17 protein-coding genes and 3 pseudogenes are annotated in these 19509 nt (G+C 45.2%); 15 read left to right on the top strand and 5 right to left on the bottom strand.

What is annotated here, in order from left to right; translation table 11 throughout:
• Nucleotides 1-52: 52 nt before the first annotated feature.
• The 4 genes from IEW11_RS17255 to IEW11_RS24960 all read left to right on the top strand — a co-directional run bounded on the left by IEW11_RS17255 (nt 53) and on the right by IEW11_RS24960 (nt 5427).
• The gene (locus IEW11_RS17255) at nt 53-1567 is read left to right on the top strand and encodes a phospholipase D-like domain-containing protein (protein ID WP_188532305.1); all 1515 of its coding nucleotides are present in this window, start codon (nt 53-55) and stop codon (nt 1565-1567) included.
• Between the two features lie 29 nt (nt 1568-1596).
• Nucleotides 1597-4830, top strand: a complete 3234-nt coding sequence (locus IEW11_RS17260; RefSeq protein WP_188532306.1) for a DEAD/DEAH box helicase — start codon at nt 1597-1599, stop codon at nt 4828-4830.
• 104 nt (nt 4831-4934) lie between these two features.
• Nucleotides 4935-5243, top strand: a complete 309-nt coding sequence (locus IEW11_RS25465; protein ID WP_444544002.1) for a transposase-like zinc-binding domain-containing protein — start codon at nt 4935-4937, stop codon at nt 5241-5243.
• On the top strand, nt 5134-5427 hold the full coding sequence (locus IEW11_RS24960) for a hypothetical protein (RefSeq protein WP_229725395.1): 294 nt from the start codon (nt 5134-5136) through the stop codon (nt 5425-5427). The genes IEW11_RS25465 and IEW11_RS24960 overlap by 110 nt, the downstream gene beginning before the upstream one ends.
• On the opposite strand, the gene IEW11_RS17270 is transcribed toward IEW11_RS24960, so the two are convergent.
• Nucleotides 5410-5811: an HIT family protein gene (locus IEW11_RS17270; RefSeq protein ID WP_188532307.1), complete on the bottom strand. Its 402-nt coding sequence runs from the start codon at nt 5809-5811 to the stop codon at nt 5410-5412. The two genes, IEW11_RS24960 and IEW11_RS17270, sit on opposite strands and share 18 nt — an antisense overlap.
• A gap of 182 nt (nt 5812-5993) precedes the next feature.
• Between IEW11_RS17270 and IEW11_RS17275 the strand changes: the two genes are divergently transcribed.
• Nucleotides 5994-6185 (top strand): hypothetical protein, encoded by a 192-nt coding sequence (locus IEW11_RS17275; RefSeq protein WP_188532308.1) that lies wholly within the window; start codon nt 5994-5996, stop codon nt 6183-6185.
• A gap of 322 nt (nt 6186-6507) precedes the next feature.
• Here IEW11_RS17275 and IEW11_RS17280 read toward each other — a convergent pair whose 3' ends face one another.
• Nucleotides 6508-6732, bottom strand: coding sequence for a hypothetical protein (locus IEW11_RS17280; protein WP_188532309.1), 225 nt, complete (start codon nt 6730-6732; stop codon nt 6508-6510).
• Nucleotides 6733-6837: 105 nt separating this feature from the next.
• On the bottom strand, nt 6838-6939 hold the full coding sequence (locus IEW11_RS24965; protein WP_229725382.1) for a YjcZ family sporulation protein: 102 nt from the start codon (nt 6937-6939) through the stop codon (nt 6838-6840).
• Nucleotides 6940-7311: 372 nt separating this feature from the next.
• On the opposite strand from IEW11_RS24965, the gene IEW11_RS17285 reads away from it, so the two are divergent.
• From IEW11_RS17285 to IEW11_RS25360, 3 genes and pseudogenes are all read left to right on the top strand, one after another.
• Nucleotides 7312-8031 (top strand): YebC/PmpR family DNA-binding transcriptional regulator, encoded by a 720-nt coding sequence (locus IEW11_RS17285; protein WP_188532310.1) that lies wholly within the window; start codon nt 7312-7314, stop codon nt 8029-8031.
• 182 nt (nt 8032-8213) lie between these two features.
• Nucleotides 8214-8492, top strand: a complete 279-nt coding sequence (locus IEW11_RS17290) for a DUF2277 domain-containing protein (protein ID WP_188532311.1) — start codon at nt 8214-8216, stop codon at nt 8490-8492.
• A gap of 372 nt (nt 8493-8864) precedes the next feature.
• A pseudogene (locus IEW11_RS25360) lies at nt 8865-9173 on the top strand (L-dopachrome tautomerase-related protein); the annotation flags it as partial.
• Nucleotides 9174-9185: 12 nt separating this feature from the next.
• Here IEW11_RS25360 and IEW11_RS25470 read toward each other — a convergent pair.
• Nucleotides 9186-9341 (bottom strand): annotated as a pseudogene (locus IEW11_RS25470) (IS110 family RNA-guided transposase); the annotation flags it as partial.
• Nucleotides 9342-9973: 632 nt separating this feature from the next.
• Between IEW11_RS25470 and IEW11_RS17300 the strand changes: the two are divergent.
• From IEW11_RS17300 to IEW11_RS17330, 7 genes and pseudogenes are all read left to right on the top strand, one after another.
• Nucleotides 9974-10936, top strand: coding sequence for an ABC transporter permease (locus IEW11_RS17300; RefSeq protein WP_188532339.1), 963 nt, complete (start codon nt 9974-9976; stop codon nt 10934-10936).
• Nucleotides 10937-10961: 25 nt separating this feature from the next.
• The gene (locus IEW11_RS17305) at nt 10962-11819 is read left to right on the top strand and encodes a carbohydrate ABC transporter permease (RefSeq protein WP_188532312.1); all 858 of its coding nucleotides are present in this window, start codon (nt 10962-10964) and stop codon (nt 11817-11819) included.
• Between the two features lie 55 nt (nt 11820-11874).
• On the top strand, nt 11875-13407 hold the full coding sequence (locus IEW11_RS17310) for an extracellular solute-binding protein (RefSeq protein ID WP_188532313.1): 1533 nt from the start codon (nt 11875-11877) through the stop codon (nt 13405-13407).
• A 174-nt stretch (nt 13408-13581) separates the two neighbouring features.
• Nucleotides 13582-15057: an extracellular solute-binding protein gene (locus IEW11_RS17315; RefSeq protein WP_188532314.1), complete on the top strand. Its 1476-nt coding sequence runs from the start codon at nt 13582-13584 to the stop codon at nt 15055-15057.
• A 6-nt stretch (nt 15058-15063) separates the two neighbouring features.
• A complete protein-coding gene (locus tag IEW11_RS17320; protein ID WP_188532315.1) occupies nt 15064-17352 on the top strand; it encodes a helix-turn-helix domain-containing protein in 2289 nt (762 codons plus the stop codon).
• 23 nt (nt 17353-17375) lie between these two features.
• Nucleotides 17376-17690, top strand: a pseudogene (locus IEW11_RS17325) (ABC transporter substrate-binding protein); the annotation flags it as partial.
• Between the two features lie 64 nt (nt 17691-17754).
• A complete protein-coding gene (locus IEW11_RS17330; RefSeq protein ID WP_188532317.1) occupies nt 17755-18090 on the top strand; it encodes an ATP-binding cassette domain-containing protein in 336 nt (111 codons plus the stop codon).
• 865 nt (nt 18091-18955) lie between these two features.
• Here the strand turns inward: IEW11_RS17330 and IEW11_RS17335 are convergent.
• The gene (locus IEW11_RS17335; protein ID WP_188532318.1) at nt 18956-19336 is read right to left on the bottom strand and encodes an SET domain-containing protein; all 381 of its coding nucleotides are present in this window, start codon (nt 19334-19336) and stop codon (nt 18956-18958) included.
• Nucleotides 19337-19509 lie beyond the last annotated feature (173 nt).

Here is a 19509-nt window from a genome sequence, read left to right on the forward strand (position 1 = left end):
GCCCGTAACAGAACGCACATCTTATTTAGTATCACTAAAGGAGGTGTGCATTATGAAGTGGATTCTTGGGCTCTACATACTGAATACAATCTTCATGCTGATCGTAGCGCTTCGTGAGGTGCGGCGTCCGGCAAAGGCTTTAAATTGGCTGGCCATAGGGATCATTTTTCCTATTATTGGTTTCGGATTATATCTCATAACTTCGAATCCCGTGCGCATTCGTCAAGAAAGGCTGGCTTCTCCGAAAAATGATTCAGATACGCTGCCTGATTCATTCAGCCGTTCAGCATCGGTTATTGCTCAATCTTTACGGCATTTGACCGTGCAGGGGCTTCGGATCGGAAATGTCCAAATGCTTACGAACGGAATTGAAACTTACAAGAAACTTATTGTATCCTTAGAGAACGCACAAAAAACAATTGATCTTGAATACTACATATACAGAGATGACCAAATTGGAAGGCGCATTACAGATTTGCTGATTGAACGGGCCGATGCCGGTGTACGAATCCGCTTTTTGAGAGACGGTTGGGGCAGCCGAAAATTTCCTCGATCACAAATTACCCGGATGACTGATGCCGGAATTGAATGCCGAACGATATTTCCGTTGCGCTTCCCATGGATTCTGTCCACTTTAACTTACCGTGATCATTGTAAGATCGTTGTGGTTGACGGAACGGAGGCTTTTACAGGCGGTATTAATGTCGGGGATGAGTATACCGGATTGTCGGACATAGGTTTTTGGCGCGATACCCATATGCGAATTGCAGGTGAAGCCGCAATCGATTTGCAGGCTGTTTTCGATATCCATTGGAAAATGTCTTCACCCGAGAGGGCGAAGACAAGGGTACGCAGGAGCACAATAAGTGAAGATACACGAAAATCACTACAGGATACAAGGCATATGTCACAAAACAGCGCAGTTACTCTACCCGGATTATCGACAGAATGGGGAGAGGAGCTCGGCACAAAAGATTACAATGACGTTAACAGCGCGCCGAATACAAAGACGCTGCACAAAGCGTACATTCAGACGTTCGAAGGTAATCCAGGCATTCCTACTCAAGTTATCCGGGAGACCTACTTCATTTGCCTGACACAAGCGAACCGGACCATTGACATAACAACCCCTTACTTTGTCCCGGATGCAGATATCATCATGGCAATAAAGACAGCTGTGGCACGCGGTGTGATCGTAAGATTGCTCGTTCCTCGCCATGTAATTCCCAAAATCGTCGGCCCTGCAAGCCGCACCTATTACGGAGAATTGCTGGAAGCCGGGGTTCATATCTACATGTACGACAAAGGTATGCTGCATGCGAAAATAATGGTTATCGATTCGGAAATTTCCGAGGTGGGTTCCGCAAACTACGATATAAGAAGTTACCGCCTGAATTACGAGGTGTGCCAACTCTTGTACAGTGCAGGCGTGGCGCAGGAACTCACAGTGCAGTTCGAGCGTGATCTCACTCATTCCACACCTTTACGCATGGAAGAATTACTGCAACGCTCCCGTTCACAGCGCATACTCGAGCAAGCAGCACGCCTATTTTCTCCATTATTGTAGGCCGTTAAGGTAAAGGAAGGGAGGAAGTAATGAGCTTTCAGTTGAATGATCAGGTTGTTAGATTGTTGTGCGGCAGATTCTCTTATGAGGATGGCGAAGCCATCTACCGTGCTGGTAAAGTTACATTTACGAGGGAAGAACCCGAAATATCGCTATTCGAAGCGACGATCGATGGAGAAAAAACAAACATTCAAGTTTCCGTCGATTACTCGCGGGAGGAACTTGCTGCCATTTGTTCCTGTCCCGTGTTTCATCCTGATGACCAATACTGTAAACATATCGCCGCTGTTCTTTTCAACATCAAAGATTCATGGTTTATTGATGGATCACCGAGGGGTTCCAATTCCGGAACTTCCTGGTTACCGGAAGAGATGGGACTGACAAGCAGAATACTGAAGCTATTTGACGACAAACCACTGCGCCCTACCAGTGTCAGGCCTTTCTTCGACTCAAGGGAGATCCTAGATGTGGAATTCATCTGCAAACCCTATCACTGCCATAATAAGAAGTACATGTTCGGAATTGAGATAAAGATTGGAGCTAAACGATTATATATCGTTCAGAATATAAGGGAGTTTCTCAGTCGAATCGATAAGAGAGAAGCTTGTATGATCTCCAAGCATTTCACTTACGACCCGGAGCTCCACAGCTTTCAAAAAGAAAATGATGCGATCATTCAATTATTAATCCATATTGCTGACAACGAACCCTTTTACAATGATGTAGAAAGCCACAATTCCGACCGGTTGCTTCTGATTCCCCCTGCTTCATGGGAAGACCTTCTATCTTTGCTGACTAACGCTCCATCGGTAAAACTTGTGTACAGAGAAAGCACATTTCATGGGATCACTTTATCGGACGAGCCTATCCCGCTCGTCTTTGCTTTCGGCCAATCACAGGGTAAGGCAGAAGGCTATCAATTGGACGTAGCAGGCCTGGATAAAATTACGATTATGGAGTCATACGGTGTTGTCATCACTGAAGGGAAGCTGCTGAAACCAACAAAGGATCAGTACAAGCGCCTGTTGGAATTAAAGCAAATATTCGAAGGGTCTCACAAACACCAAGTACACGTCATGCCGGAGCAAGCAGAATCTTTTATCGCAAAGGTAATCCCCGGCCTGATGAATCTGGGCAGAGTCCGCATCGCTCAAGCCGTTTCAGATCGAATGGTGCAAGCACCATTAAAGGCCAGTCTATTCTTGGACCGCGTGAAGGATCGGCTGCTTGCCGGATTGGAGTTCCAATACGGCGACATTGTCATCAATCCATTAGAAGCAAGTGGACAAAGACAGGATGAGGACCGCTTACTCTTGCGGGATGGGGATCAGGAGCGTCAAATTCTGGAACTAATAGAGCAAAGCGGCTTCGTGAAGACGGAAGGCGGGTATTCCATGTCTGGCGAAGATGAGGAATACTATTTTCTGTATCATGTAGTTCCACAGCTGGAGAAGCTTGTGCAGGTATATGCCACATCAGCTGTGAAATCCAAGCTGCACATTGGACATGTCTACCCGAAGGTAAAGGTTGAAGTAGATGAACGAACCGATTGGTTGGAATTTCAGTTTGAGATGGAAGGGATACCCGAATCAGAGATACGTTATCTCATTAAATCACTCGAAGAGAAACGTAAATATCACCGGCTGGCAAACGGTGCATTATTACCACTGGAAAGTTCCGATTTTCAGGAAATTATTGGCTTTCTAAACGATATGGGTATACACAAAAGTGATGTAAAAGGGACGGAATATCGTCTTCCGGTGGTTTACGGACTCCAGTTGATAGATACCATTCAAACGGGCAACACCGTCAGTTTAGGCAAGTCATTCCGCCGACTCTTAGAAAACATGCGGAATCCGGATCACCTGGAATTCCCGATCCCTGATGATCTCGACCGAACTCTCCGGGATTATCAGAAGTACGGTTTCCAGTGGCTGAAGACGCTTGCCCACTACCGATTTGGCGGCATTTTGGCAGATGAGATGGGTCTAGGCAAGACGATCCAAAGCATTGCTTTTCTGGTTTCTGTGCTGCCTGAAATTCGAGATACTGGAATGCCGTCCATGATCGTCTCGCCTTCCTCTCTCATGTATAACTGGCACAATGAAATTAAGAGATTCGCACCGGAAATTCGGGTTATGATAGCCGATGGCAGTAGGAAGGAGCGAGGCAGTGCTCTGCGTGATGTATCTCAGGCAGACGTGATCATCACCTCATACCCACTATTGCGGAGAGATTTTGCACATTATGCCGGTTTTTCCTTACATACACTCATCCTGGATGAGGCCCAGGCATTCAAGAACCATTACACGCAAACGGCACAAGCGGTAAAGGCATTGAGAGCCCGGCACCGATTTGCCCTCACAGGAACGCCAGTGGAAAACTCTCTTGAGGAACTGTGGTCTATTTTCGATGTCGTGCTGCCTAAACTCTTTCCGGACAGAAAAGCTTTTGGCGAATTATCCAGGGAAGCGGTAGCCAGACGAATCCGTCCATTTCTGCTTCGCCGACTCAAAACCGATGTATTAAAGGAGCTGCCGGAGAAGATTGAATCGTTGCAAACTTCCCGGCTGCTGCCAGACCAGAAGAAGCTGTATGTGGCCTATTTGGCTAAACTGCAGCAAGATACATTGAAACATTTGAACACGGAGGGCTTTAACAAGAACCGAATTAAAATATTGGCCGGTATAACCCGACTGCGCCAGTTGTGCTGCCACCCGGCCTTGTTCATGAAAGACTATGCTGGAAGCTCGGCCAAATTCAATCAGCTGATGGAGATGCTGGCGGAGTGCCGAAGTACGGGGAAACGGGCACTCGTCTTCTCGCAATTCACTGAAATGCTTGGCCTTATCGGCCGCGAACTTGGTTATCTGGGTGTGCCGTATTTCTACTTGGATGGGCAAACTCCTGCTCCCGAACGGGTTGAGTTGTGTAACAGATTTAACGAAGGTGAGAGGGATTTATTTCTTCTATCATTAAAGGCCGGGGGCACCGGGCTGAACCTGACCGGGGCGGACACCGTGATCTTGTACGATCTTTGGTGGAATCCAGCAGTGGAGCAACAGGCAGCGGACCGAGCCCATCGGATTGGGCAAAAGAACATAGTTCAAGTCATCCGTTTAGTTAGCCAGGGCACTGTCGAGGACAAAATGTATGAGCTCCAGCAGCGAAAAATGGACTTGATTGATGAAGTGATCGGGCCGGGCCAAGACGGTTTGTCGGCCTTGTCCGAGGACGAAATTCGCGAGCTTCTGATGATTTAAACAAAAATATAAGGTGGTTTTCTAGAAAATTGTTGCTATTGTGAGAAAGTAGTCCGAAAGTTGCTATAATATACAAATAGCTTTCAGATAGGGGCTGATTTCACATGGCAAAGGCATGGTTAAACCTTTACGCACAGTTTACGGATTTGAGTGATGAAGATAAAAGGCAGTTGTTCGAAGCGATAAAGAACGATGTGAATACTGAACCTAAGAAAATCATTGGAATAGATGAGGGGATTCGCCAATCTCGTTTTAGAAACGATTTAGCGTGTGTCCATTGTGGCAATCTTCGTGTGAAGCGAAATGGAACGTATCGAGAAAGACAACGTTACCTTTGCAAAAATTGCGGAAGAAGCTTCAATGATATTAGCGGTACTTCTCTCTGTGGCACACACAATTCGTTATCATGGTGAACTGAAATATTGGTTGAAACGGTTTGACGGTGTAGCAACTCGCTATTTGGATAATTACTTGTTTTGGTTTGGAATTCTTGAACTGAATAAAAACCAGGATGAAAAGACAGTTTCAAATGCTATTCTATTGGCATCGTGCCAGAAACCGAATTTCAATACAATATTGTCATTTAAAACGGGCTGATGTATTTCGCTTGTTATCTGTGCTTTTTAGCCAGTGTCTAATCCCTTTTCCAGCATAGGGTTCGTCACTAAATCGAGGGATAACATGTAGGTGTGAATGCATGATATGCTGACCACCAACAGCATTACAGTTCCAACCAATGTTATACCCATCGGCTTGATGTTTTTTATCCAAGATAGATTTTACTTCTTGTAATAAAGAATATGTTGCAGACCATTCTTCTTCCGTTAAATCGAAAACTGTTTCTCGATGTTTAATTGGAACTATTAGTCCTGAACCAATTAAAACTTCTTGTGGAGTTTGTAGGAAAAGACAATGTTCATTCTGAATTATCACTTGTTGTTGTTCAACTAAATCAAGATTGCAAAAAGGACATTCCTTCATTCAGACAACCACCTTAATGTTTTAGTATCATTTTTACATTTTCCACTCTTAGTAGCAACAATTTTCAAGAAAACAGCCAAATATTAAGAGTAATGGAACAGGGGGAGCTTAGGGATGAATGTTGTAAATGCAACAAATGTCCCAAGCTAAACTGGCTCGTTATCAGTTTGAGGAGGTGAATCATGCAGTTTAATTGGGAAATGCCGGTAGACATCATTTCGATCTTATTCTCTATCCTGGGCTGGAATGTAGTTTTAGTTCTTGTATTCCGTCAGTTCATGAAACAGCTGGAAGAGCAATCTTACGGGGTGCTCCAATTTCCCAAGGATTGGGTTCACATCATGAGCGAGAACCATCGATTGGCTAAAACCTAGCAATCTGGTGGCATGTTCTTAAATGATAATCCGTATAGCTCTATGTATATTGGATGGATCCCATATAATCGAGAAGGGGAATCGTTCCCCAGTAACTCCGTTAACGGGGGCAGTTATAGTCGGGGCAGCATTGATCTTGATTTTGTGGAAATTCTGAATGAATCCGAACTGGAGAAGTACAAATGATGAAAAAATGCACAGGAGTCCAAAGATCGGATCTTGTGCATTTTATTGTGAAACTTAAAATCCGAATAATGAAAATAAGAAAAGTATCTCCGCTGAACGAATAGTAACACGTACTGTACCATTATTCGTTAGCAACTTAGGCGATAAGAGCTATGGCAAGTAAAGTAAACAAAGAAAGGGTTAAGATTTGATTTCTTGCGCCAAAAAATGCACTTGTCTGAACTTCACCGCCTCCAACCTGCAAGTAAACATTGTTGAAGTCTACATTAGTGATAATCCCTTGGTAAGCTTGACCACAGATCGTATGAACAATAACTTTACGATGCAGGCAGCTTCTGCAGAAATAATAATGTTCTACCACGGCGATAACCTCCTTTATCCATGTTTGAGTATAAAGAAAGGCCAAATCAGAATAACTGATTGGCCTCTGCAAGGAGGGGCATTCATGCTATTGCTGTCGTGTTCATTACAAAACAATTGCCCGGGATATAATGACCAACAAGATAAACAATACAAGGATCACACCGACAGAAGTAAAGTGTCTTCCGAATCCACAAGATGCGCTCATTTGCGTTTCCCTCCTTCAACTGGAATACCAACAGTATATTTCGGATAAAGTGATGTTGCCTGTACGCTTGTCTCTACTCGCTCAAATCCACCTGACTATACGTTCGATATCGCAAGGGTTATTGCGCTTCCTGGGGAAACAGTGACTGTCAAAAAAAGGGCAAGTGTAGGAACTGATGGGGACTCAGGCCGGTCAATGCTGCTCCATTTCGGCATGAGCGTGATAGGTTTCTTTTATTCGCATGGCAATATCTGCAATAACATTTAGCAATCCGCCGCTATATTTATGAAGTTGAAACTTGTTCAAGTACTGATTTAAGGGGTATAATGAACAAAGTGAAAAAATCAAGAAAAATAAGAAAGCGGGAAGAGCATGGGTCGTAAGTGGAATAATATTAAAGAAAAAAAAGCCTCAAAAGATGCAAATACGAGTCGCATTTATGCAAAATTTGGAGTAGAAATCTATGTAGCAGCTAAGAAGGGCGAGCCGGATCCAGAATCTAACAGAGCCTTAAAAGTCGTGCTCGAACGGGCAAAAACTTACAATGTACCGAAAGCGATCATTGACCGGGCGCTAGAGAAGGCAAAAGGAAGTTCTGATGATCACTATGAAGAGCTTCGATATGAAGGCTTTGGGCCAAATGGCTCCATGGTCATCGTAGATGCACTGACAAATAACGTGAACCGCACTGCTTCAGCAGTACGCGCTGCTTTTAGCAAAAACGGCGGAAGCATGGGAGTTAGCGGATCAGTGACCTATATGTTTGATGCAACGGCTGTCATTGGTCTAGTAGGTAAAACACCGGATGAAGTTTTAGAGATATTAATGGAAGCAGATGTAGACGTAAGGGACATTCTTGAAGAAGAAGAATCCGTTATCGTGTATGCCGATCCTGATCAATTTCACGCAGTACAAGAAGCATTCAAGAATGCGGGCGTAACTGATTTTACGGTTGCTGAGCTAACCATGCTTGCACAAAATTACGTCACCCTTCCGGAAGATGCGCAGGCACAATTTGATAAAATGATAGATGCATTAGAGGATCAGGAAGATGTCCAGCAAGTATACCACAATGTGGATTTTGAAGATTAATCGGGATTCATTTCGAAAAACAGCATAAGTCTGTCTAAGCCGCGCTTTGCGCGGTTTTTTTATTGTAACAGCCCTGCTGTAGAAGTGCTTGCGCAGGCTCTGGCCGGTGTCATACTTTGGCTGGATGAGGAATTTGATGTGTAGTAAGATTATATATTATTGGTAATTAAAAGGAGAATATTATGTGCAGAAACATTAAGACATTATTCAATTTCGAACCTTCAGCTACAGATAATGAAATACAGGCGGCTTCGCTCCAATTCGTGAGAAAGATTTCGGGATTCAACGAGCCGTCGAAGGCCAATGAGGCAGCGTTTAATCGCGCCGTCGATGAGGTTGCAACGGCTGCCCGGCAACTGATGGACTCGCTGGTAACCAGTGCCCATCCCCGCAATCGCGAAGTCGAAATCGAACGCGCTCGAGCCAGGTCTGCGAAAAGATTCGGAGTTGGTGAAAATTAGGGGCTTCATTGATGTAACCCAAAAGCCAATCCGGAAACGGTGGCTTTCATGTCTACTATCTTGACAGAGGTCCACAATGATTCTCCTGCAATAATGAAATTGACAAAGAACAAGCAGTTCGTTACCGCATGACACTGCCTTCAGTCTTTATGGAAAATCGGCATGGCAGGCAAGCAGCAAAGAGAAATCATATTAGATGGCCTTACTGAACGATTTAAAAATTGTATGGAAGAAGTAAACTACGCTTGCGCCGCTATCCAGTGATTTCTCAATTTTCCATCGCATATACATTTGATATCTAACATTGGACAGAATAGCGAGAGGAAAACCTCTGTTCGGAAGCAGGAGGAACCTGGTGTGGCTTAATATCAAATGTTATTTCATTGCAAACGCTTGGATTGGAACTTCCCCAACGTGGAAATGAAACGGGAATTTGAGGCGAATCAGTATTGGAAAAAATGTATGCCTGCCGGAATTAAGGTAGATCAACGAGGTAATTTTTATGTCTCGGTTCCGCGATGGGCCCTCGGAGTCCCATCCACAATGAATCGAATTGTAAATAAAAATGGCGTCGCCGTTTTGGAAGCATTTCCAAGTTGGGAATGGAACGAACCAGGAAATGCAAATGTTCTCCAATCCGTACTTGGGTATGAAATTGATGAATACAATCGAATGTGGATTTATTGGATTTGATTAAAAAGTGTAGGGCTGCCTTTTCTTGAGCATAGCGTAGACGTGGTGTAATAACTTGTTGGCACAATCGATCACGGCCACTTTATGGGGCTTGCCCTCACTTTTTTTCTTTTCATAATACTCCCTTAGACGGAAGTTTGTTCCCCCGCGCAAACCTCAAGTAACTGCCAAGAATGCGGCAAGTTCCAACTCCACAGCTTCGCTTGTGATACGAGGTCAAAAGCCTCAACCAGCTCCAACGTGATGGTCGGGGGCAGTGGGAGAACTGTTTTGAGTACGGGGTAAAACCCCAGGGGCTGTCACGTTCTCCCGGCTACGTCCATCGTAAAAACAACCGAAAAAGAAGGCCAACCAGTAAATCTGGTTGACCTAATAATACGAAGGGGCTGTCCCAAAAGGTCATCAGAATATGACCTAAGGGACACCCCGTTTTAATTTTATAAGAAAAGTTTATGCCTAAACGAAGCAGATTGAATGATTCTGGAGAAGCGTCAGCGGTCGCCTTTGATCCCGGATTCCCACCTCCTCGAGTTTTAGTTATTCCAGTGTGAAGTAATACGATGGTTGTTCATCAGGTTAAGCAATGGATGCATCGAGGTTATGAAATGGATATAAGAAGGTCAATTTTCCAGTAAAACCGAGGCTTCAAACGCCCGGAGAAGTAGTACGGAGGTGGATGTATACGGGGGTGCAGCGCTCATTTACAATAAACAAAAAAAGCAACCAAGCCGGCAGGGCAGAGACTACCACGGGCCCTGATCCTAACTAAAGGAGGTTTTCAATTGTCCATGAGTTCACTTGCCCAGGCAAAAACTGAGAAAAAACTGCCGAACCTGACACTAAAAAGGAAACCGCTTACATTACAACTTTGGAAAGATCGATGGCTGTATTTATTCCTGTTGCCGGGCCTGCTTTACTTTATTGTCTTTAAGTATTTTCCCATGTGGGGGGTGTTAATGTCCTTCCAGAACTATCAGCCTCATTTGGGGTTTTGGAACAGCTCTTGGGTGGGCACGCAGCATTTTGAGCGTTTTTTCAGTGAACCCACATTTTGGATGCTTTCACGAAATACATTGTACATCGCGTTACTGGATTTGGTCGTTTTCTTCCCCGCAACTATTATCTTGGCCCTCCTATTGAATGAGATCAGAAGAGAGATGTTTAAACGCTGGGTTCAGACGTTGGTTTATGTTCCTCATTTCTTATCATGGGTAGTCGTTGTTGGGATATCGTATATTCTGCTGACCACGGAAGGGGGAGTAGTCAATGAGTTGATCGCTTGGCTCGGGTTTGAGAAAATTCCGTTTTTGATGAGCTCCGACTGGTTCCGGCCTTTGATCATACTGCAGATGCTCTGGAAGGATGCCGGATGGGGAACGATCATCTTTCTTGCCGCATTAGCAGGCGTAAATCCGCAATTATATGAGGCAGCACGTATCGACGGCGCGAATCGCTGGCGGCTTTTATGGCACATTACGCTGCCGACAATCCGCAGTGTTATCGTCATTCTGCTTATCCTGCGCCTAGGCAACTTCCTGGATTTGGGCTTTGAGCAAATCTTCCTGATGGTGAATGCAATGAATCGGGAAGTCGGGGAAGTGTTTGACACCTACGTATATACGGTTGGAATCCGGCAGGGGCAATTCAGTTACAGCGCTGCCGTAGGCCTGTTCAAATCCGTAGTGGGCCTCATCCTCGTCTTCTTTGCAAATATGATGGCCAAAAAATATGGCGAAGAAGGAATTTTCTAATGACATCGACTAGGGAGGTGTAACCATGCATCAGGATAATACCATAGGCAGCCGAATCTTCGATTACGCCAATTACCTGTTTTTATTTCTCGTATCCCTCGCTGCGATCTTGCCCTTTATGTATGTAGTCATATCCTCATTCTCTACAGAGGCGGCCCTGATTCCGACCCAATTCACAACAGCTGCCTACAATTATATTTTTACGACGAGTACATTTGTTCGAAGCCTGGGTGTTTCGGTGTATATTACGCTGTTCGGTACCATGATCAACCTGGTATTCACGTCCTTAATGGCATATTCCCTAGCGCATAAGCATTTGGCAGGCCGTCGCGTGATCCTGCTGATGGTAGTCTTTACGATGCTGTTCAACGGAGGGATGATCCCGACTTATTTCATCGTGAAAGCGACCGGCCTAATGAATACGATGTGGGCATTAATGATTCCCAATGCAATAAGCGCTTTTTATCTGATCATATTAAAGAACTTCTTCCAGAGCATTCCCGATGAATTGAAGGAGTCGGCGCGGATGGACGGCGCCCACGAGCTGGGCATTCTGTTACGCATCGTGATTCCGCTGTCCTTGCCGGCGATGGCGGCCTTCGGCTTGTTTTATGCGGTTGGCCTCTGGAATCAGTATTTCAGTGCCGTCTTATATATCAATAGTCCGGAGAAATGGCCAGTGCAGGTGTTGCTGCGGCAGGTGGTCATTCTATCCCAGGGTTCCATCGGGGATTCGGGCGAGATTGCCTCGGATACCGTGTTGTACGGGGAAGGCATCAAAATGGCGGTGATCGTGATCTCCACTGTTCCAATTCTGCTCGTGTATCCGTTTCTGCAGAAGCATTTCGCCAAAGGCGTATTACTCGGCTCGGTCAAAGGCTGAACCTCGATTCATGTGATCGACAGCAATCCATTTTATATAACCAGGAGGTCGAAGAATGAAAAAGTTACACTGGAGTACTGTCACCAAGCTGATTGCACTGTCGCTGTTCCTATTATTGATTACGGCTGCCTGCTCCAATGATGCGGGTGATCAACCAGGCCAAGCTGGTCAGGACGGCGTGGAAGGAAATGCGCCGGCCGGGCCGCTCGACATCAAAATCATCATGCATTTTGACGGCATTGAATTTCCTCAAGCGGGCAATCCCGTTGAAACAGCGATGGAAGAGTACACAAATACCGAATTGACGATCGAAGCCGCTCCAGGCTCGGTAACGGCTGAGAAGCTTCCGGCTATTGTAGCTTCCGGCGATATGCCGCAGGTGATAGGATCTTCCTGGTTCAAGGATCCTTATATGATCAATGCATTCAGGGGTGATGTGTTTTGGGAGATCGGCCCTTACTTGGAGGATTTCCCGAACCTGGCTTCCATCAACCCGATTATTTACAACAATATATCGATTGACGGAAAAATTTATGGTCTTCCAAGGGTCCGTCCGTTAGCGCGCGATGTATATATCTACCGGAAGGATTGGCTTGATCATCTAGGCTTGGAAGAACCAAAAACTGTCGAAGATTTTTATGAAATGCTGCGGGCGTTCACCTACGATGATCCGGATAACAACGGCCAAGACGATACGTACGGCATGGCTGTCTCCGGCGTAGGGATGCAAAACCGGTTTGGCCCGCTCTACGGTTCCCCGAATAACTGGGAAGAGCGCGACGGACAGTTCGTGCATGCAGTGACCACGCCAGAATATTTGGATGGACTGAATTTCTTCAAAAAGCTGTATGACGATAAGCTTATATCTCGGGATTTTGCCGTGCTTCAGCGGGCGCAGTGGGAGGAAGCGTTCACCTCCGGCAAAGCAGGCGTATGGCCGGATACAAGCAATGCGATTGTTCGGATGTACAACCGTATGAAAGAAAGTACACCCGGCGTGGAACTGGGCGCCTTCAGCTTATTCGAAGGTCCATATGGGAATAGGGTGCCTGCAGGGGGAGGTCATAACGGCATCTTCGTATTCCCTAAATCGTCGATAAAAACGGAAGAAGAGCTGAGGCAAATTTTAGGCTTCTTCGAGAAGCTTCAGGAAGAACAGATGCATACCTTGTTCAAATGGGGAGTTGAAGGCACTCACTATGAGCTGGTGGACGGCAAGCCTGTTCCAATCGAAGGATCGGATATTCATAATGACGTCATACTTCCTTACCGTTTGCCTTTGGGGATTATACCTGCGGAAGTAAACGCTCTGCAAGGTGATATAACAGAGCTGGAGATATTGGAAGAAAGGCTTCCGATAGAGAATGAACCGTATGCCATTCACGATGCGGCAATTAATCTGATCTCACCGACACAGTCGGAACGGGGGGCGCAGCTAAATACGATGATCACCGATGTCAACACCAAATATATCATGGGTGAGCTCGATGAGGCAGGCTGGCTGGAAGAGATCGAAAAATGGCGTTCCGCTGGCGGTGACCTCGTCGCTCAGGAGTATAGTGAGGAAGCCGGCAAAGTCCAGAAATAATCTAGCTCAAGATATAATAGAGTAACTTTTCTAAAGGTTACTCTATTTTTTTATTCTTTTTCCCCGTGTAATTGCGATAGAATAGATAAAGATAAAGAAGGGGGTGTCGACTTCAAAAATTTTTTTGAAAGGCCTTTCATAACGTTAATCATTCTGTTTCTGATTGCATTATGCTTGGGGTACTGGCAGCTCACAAGAAACGCGATTTATGTTGAGAAGGAACATGTCCCAACAACACCAGAAGACCGGGAATACACGATCTATACGCATTTTGACGGAATCGAATTCCCGCCTCCGGGCAATGAAATCGAGCGGGCGATCGAAGCTTATACCGGAAAGCGGCTCACTTTTGAGGCAATACCGGCATCTACGATGGAGGAGATTATGCCTGTTATGATCGCCTCCGAGGATACGCCTGACGTGATTTCCAGCTCGTGGTTCAAGGAAGCCTATATGATTAATGCCTTCCGCGGTGATGTCTTTTGGGAGATCGGCCCCTTTTTGAAGGATTATCCGAACTTGTCCCGTGTTCCCGCCGACACCTATGCCAATACCTCAATCGACGGCAAAATTTACGGGCTGCCGAAGGTTCGGCCTCTGGCCAGGGATGTGTACATTTACCGGAAGGATTGGTTGGACAACCTGGGCATGAAAGAGCCCGACACGCTGGAAGAATTTTATAAAATGTTGCAAGCGTTTACGTACGATGATCCCGACCGTAACGGACAGGATGATACATTCGGAATGACGGTCTCGGGCGTTGGAATCCAGACAAGATTCGCGACCATGTTTGGAGCACCTAATGAATGGAAAGCCGGCGACGAAGCATTCATGGCATCCGTTACAACGGAAGTCTATTTCGAGGCATTGGAATTTTTCAAAGCTTTGTATGACGAAAAACTAATTTCTCAGGATTTTGCCTTGATCGGGCGTCCGAAGTGGGAGGAAGCTTTCTCGACGGGAAAAGCAGGGGTATGGCCGGATACAAGCAATGCAGCGGCTCGGATGTACAAACGTATTAAACGAAATTTTCCTGATGCGGAGATTGGCATGTTTTCCTTGCTGGAAGGGCCGGGAGGAACTCAATTAGCGGCTGGCAACGGGCATAATGGAATCTTCGTGTTTCCGAAATCATCCCTCCAAACGGAGGAAGAGTTAAAAGAAATGCTGGATTTTTTTGAGAAATTAAGTGAAGAGCCGATGGCAACCTTGTTGAAATGGGGCATTGAGGGCAAACATTACGAATTGGTAAACGGGAAGCCTGTACCGATCGCTGGTGCTGATCTTCATAATGAGGTGTTCCTGCCTTACCAGCTTCCGCTCAGTATTATTCCCGTCCAAGAGAATGCGCTTGTTGGACATGCATCCCTCTTAGAGTTACAAGAAATTCAAATATCGATCGAGAATGAACCCTATGCTGTGAAAAATCCGGCTCTGCCATTAACTTCTGAAACCGAGATAAAGATTGGTTCCCAGTTGAACACGCTTATCTCGGATGCTAATACCCGGTTTATTATGGGATTGCTGGATGAACAAGGCTGGCGCAGTGAGATTGAGAGATGGAGAAGGATCGGCGGAGATCGAATGGCCAAAGAGTACGCGGAGGAGTATGTCAAATTAAACGGGCAATCCACGGAGGCAGGAGGATGAACTTTGATGTCTCATTTTCCACAGTATTTTAAAAGACTGCTGCTTTTTAGCCTAATAATCGGCGCATTGCCCCTTATCATTCTGGGCAGCTATTCTTATATCAAATCTTCAGAAATAATCCGTGAGAAAGTCAATGAAAGCAATATGCAAATCCTCCTGCAGACGCAAATGAGGGTTGAACAGGTGTTTGAAACCATTGATTACTCGGTTACGCAGTTTATCAGTTCCTCGATCCTTCAAGCTGCCATGGAACAATCCATTTCACCTGAGGATTTTGTAATGTACCGGGAGCTGGGGAACAGTCTGCGAAAGCTGCAGCTGAAAAAATTAGGCATTGATGAGATTTATTTAGTCAATATCGACAAAGACTGGATCATCCGTACCGAAAGCGTAGAAAAATATAGTAATTTTAAGTTGCATTCATTATTTCAGCAGTATGCGCTGCTGTCATCAACCTCAGCCTGGGTAAACGAAGAAAACAGCCCATGGATCCGTCTTGTCAAAAAATTACCCATCCTCACCTTTTCCACCCATCCCAAGGGCATGATCGTCTTGAATATTAACAAAAACAACATCAATGAGCTCTTATCCCAGAACCAACGCTTGGGAGATGTCTTGATCCTGGACGAAAAGCATCGCATTGTGTCCGGACGTTACCCATCATACGCCGACGATGATTTATTATTAACCCGGATTGCTGAACAGCTCGCGGATTCCGCAGCCGATCAGGGACACTTTACGATGGATATCAACAAGATGAAGGCAGGGATCACCTACCGCAAATCTTCTTATAATAACTGGACCTATATATCGGCCGTCTCCATTAATGAAATTACAAAAGAATCAAGAGCGATCGGATTAGTAACCGTCTTTTCCTGTATTGTGATATTCGGTATCGTAAGTATCATTGCCTATTTGGGTGCCAATCGAATCTATTATCCCATTCGCAAGCTATATCAATCGATTCAACTGTCTGCCAGCGCGGTATCTAAAGACGCCCGCAAAGATGGCTCCTCCGCCAAGAATTGCGAGCTTTCATATATTGCGGAACGTATACAGGCCTTAGTGAACAATGGAACCCAGCTGGAGCACGAGCTTCAAAGCCAGGTTAAGCTGATGAAAGAACTGTTTGTTCTGAAGCTGTTCTTGGGACAAATTACGATCAAAGAGGCCTACGGGAAGATCCGGTATTTCGGGTATCCGTCCACCTGGAAATGGCTGAGTGTGCTGACGCTGCAAATCGATTCTTTGGAAGGCACGAAATTCCGGAAGCAGGATAAGGCGCTTCTGCTCTTTTCAATCAATAATATTGTAAACGAATTAATCCCTTCCAAAGAACGGTTTAGTCCGATACTGATTAACAATGACCAAATCACGCTGCATGTCAGCTCAATTGAACATGAACAGGAATACAAGAAGTATATTGAGCATCTCGCAGAAACGATAAGGAATTCGGTATTTCATTATTTGAAAATCAAGGTGAGTATCGGAATCAGCCGTCCATTTAAGGACTTGGAAGATATTGTTAACGCCTATGAAGAAAGTAAAGATGCGCTTAAATATCGCTTTCGCTTAGGTGACAGCATTATACTGAGCATCGAAAATATTACTTCGCAGCGTCCGGATCCGTCTTATCTCTCCAAACATACAATCCAAGAGCTTATCGAATCGATCAGAAGGATGGATCGGAGTAAAGCGGAAGAAAATGTCAAGCAGTGTTTTGCAGAAACGCTTAAGAAAAAGCCAAACTATCATGAATATCAATTCATTATCATCCATTTGCTCGCGAAATTACTGGAAATTGTTCAGGAGAGCGGGGAATCGGTTACTTCCTTATTCGGTGAAAAATCAATAGTAGAGCAACTGCTTGAACTGAATTCCAATGATGATATTGAAGCTTTTTTCAAGCGTTCGATCGTGGAACCGATTATAGACTTTCTGGAACAAAGAAAGGAATCCCAAAATTTCAACATCACCGAGCATATAAAAGAGATGATAAAACATGAGTTTGAGACCGATTTATCGCTTGAGAGCTGCGCGGCCAGGATGAACTTTCATCCGAGCTATATCAGCCGCGTATTCAAAAAAGACATGAATCTGAGCTTCAGTGACTATCTGGCACAATACCGGCTCGAGATGACCAAGAAGTGGTTGAGAGAGACGGACATGAAGGTTTCTGAAATTGCCGAAAGGCTTCATTACAACAGCTCAGCTTCATTCATCCGCTATTTCCGCAATATGGAAGGCATGACACCAGGTCAATACAAGAAAAGTCATGCATCAATTAAGGGCTAAAAATGTCTAAGACACAAAGGCAGCTCAAGGATGCTGGCTGGGAAGATCGGGATGGAGATGGTATTGTAGAGAAGAGCTCCTTAAAAGCCGAATTTATCTTGATATATCCGTCAAGTGACGTGACCCGTCAATCCTTGGCGATTGCGGCAGCCGACATGATTAGACCCTTAGGGATCAATATGATTGTTGTAGGAAAAAGCTGGGACGATATCGGCAAAATGATGAACTCCAGCGCAGTCCTTTTGGGCTGGGGCAGCCATGATCCACTTGAAATGTATAGTATATACAGCAGCAAAAATGCGGGAGTAGAATTTTACAACCCTGGTTTTTACCATAACCTTCTCCCAATGCCTTACCAACCGGTTGTTTGTTTGAGCCCTTCTGCCACCTAGCTGCTCCCGAATGCGCAGCAAGACAGCCGAAGAAACAGCAGGTTCGAGGCGGACTATAGAACCTGGAGAAATTGTCGGCTTATTTGGTTCGAGCGGCAGCGGCAAAACAACATTATCGCGCATTTTGTCAGGGTTTTTAAAGCTGCAGGAGGGAGCCATAACCTTGCAAGGGAAGGGATATCATCCTGTCCAGCTCGTATCGCAGCATCCGGAGAAGGCAGTTAATCCGCGTTGGCGTATACGGGACATTATGAGGGATGGGGTGGGGAGCCATGAGTCTGGTCTATTGAAAAGACTATGCGCCAGGATTATAAATTTTAGGCAGCACGTCACTGTCAATGGATGAACGTGGGGTTTAAAAATCTCGATCCCTGCAACATTGGAATTTGCGGCTGAAACCCTGTATCCTTCTGAAACGATCAACAGCCGGGCAGCGATCTGTCCGGCTGTTGATTCTCAGCAGATACAGTTACCTTGCTCGAAACATCCTTTGAAATGCACGGAACATATTGTTAGTCACATTTCTGTTTGGACGGTTCCGCGTTAATCCAAGGGCAGTTGCTCCAAGCCCCACCGCCAATATAGACATGATGGTTCTTCGATTATTCAGTCTTCCCATTAGTGTCTGAAACATCTGCATGAGAGCTCACCGCCTTATGAATGATGTGGAACATCTTTATTTTGGCTTAGAACCTCACCATTCATTCATGTGATGTTTTTCTTGTGATTTATTGCAGGTAGGATGAGCAGACTGGACCGACCGCAGCACGTAGATGGCGGAGCGGTTTGCCGACGGGGTCCTGTCAGTGATCCGGGAATATGAATTACCATGGATCGTTAAACGATTAGGCTGCCGGTCCGAATACTGGTTCCGAGACACATCCCCTCGCAATGGCGGGGAAGTCGCCGCTGCCGTCGACTATGAATTGGACTGGTACATGCATCTGACTGCGCTGAACCGTGGGATCCTCATGACGCCGTTTCACAACATGGTGCTGATTTCCTCCATACGTCTACGGCGGTCATTGAAGCGCATACCCAGGTATTCCGAGAGTGCGTGGAGGCTCTACTGGTGACTAACGAGATACAGGGTTATTTCGAAGGTTTACGTGATGCCCGTAACGAGAACTCGACAGACATCAGAAAAAGGCTACCGAAAGTATTGGGTCGGCAGCCTGTTGAGCTATTGGGGAGCATGGCTAAAAGCATGTTCAATCTTCTTTAATAAACCATAGTGGATCGTTGCAATCAACTTCACCATTATAGTTGATCAGAATCTCATCTCCTGCATTTATATCTGTATAGGCATAGAAGTCAAAGGTGTGATTCTCAAAGTTAATTTCATACGTGGCATTAGGCGTATAGGAATGGTTAAATAAGCTGCCATATCCCAAGAGGATGGCCGTGTGGTTAGCACCATACTCATACACATAATCTGCAAGTATTGTCTTCTCTATGAAAACATGGTCTTCATTAAGATAAGGAATGACCGGTGCTTCATGAATAAGCTCACCTTTTGCTATATCGCGTGTCGCAAATACCCCTCTATTGAACTCCCCATTGCTAAGTTTAGAAATCTTTATCTCAATCATCTGGTCACCTGCGCACTCTTTAGTCTATGGATTCTTCTTACTCGTTTGATAACATTTGAAATTATAATTTTAACGCATTCCCGGTAAAACGGCAAGCGAAACAATCAGTTAACTGTCGTTGTTCTGTGATAATGTCACCCCATAACTGTTCTGAGATAATGTCACCATGGGAC

Origin of the sequence: Paenibacillus abyssi, from assembly GCF_014640295.1 — a bacterium.
Lineage (GTDB): Bacteria > Bacillota > Bacilli > Paenibacillales > Paenibacillaceae > Paenibacillus_D > Paenibacillus_D abyssi.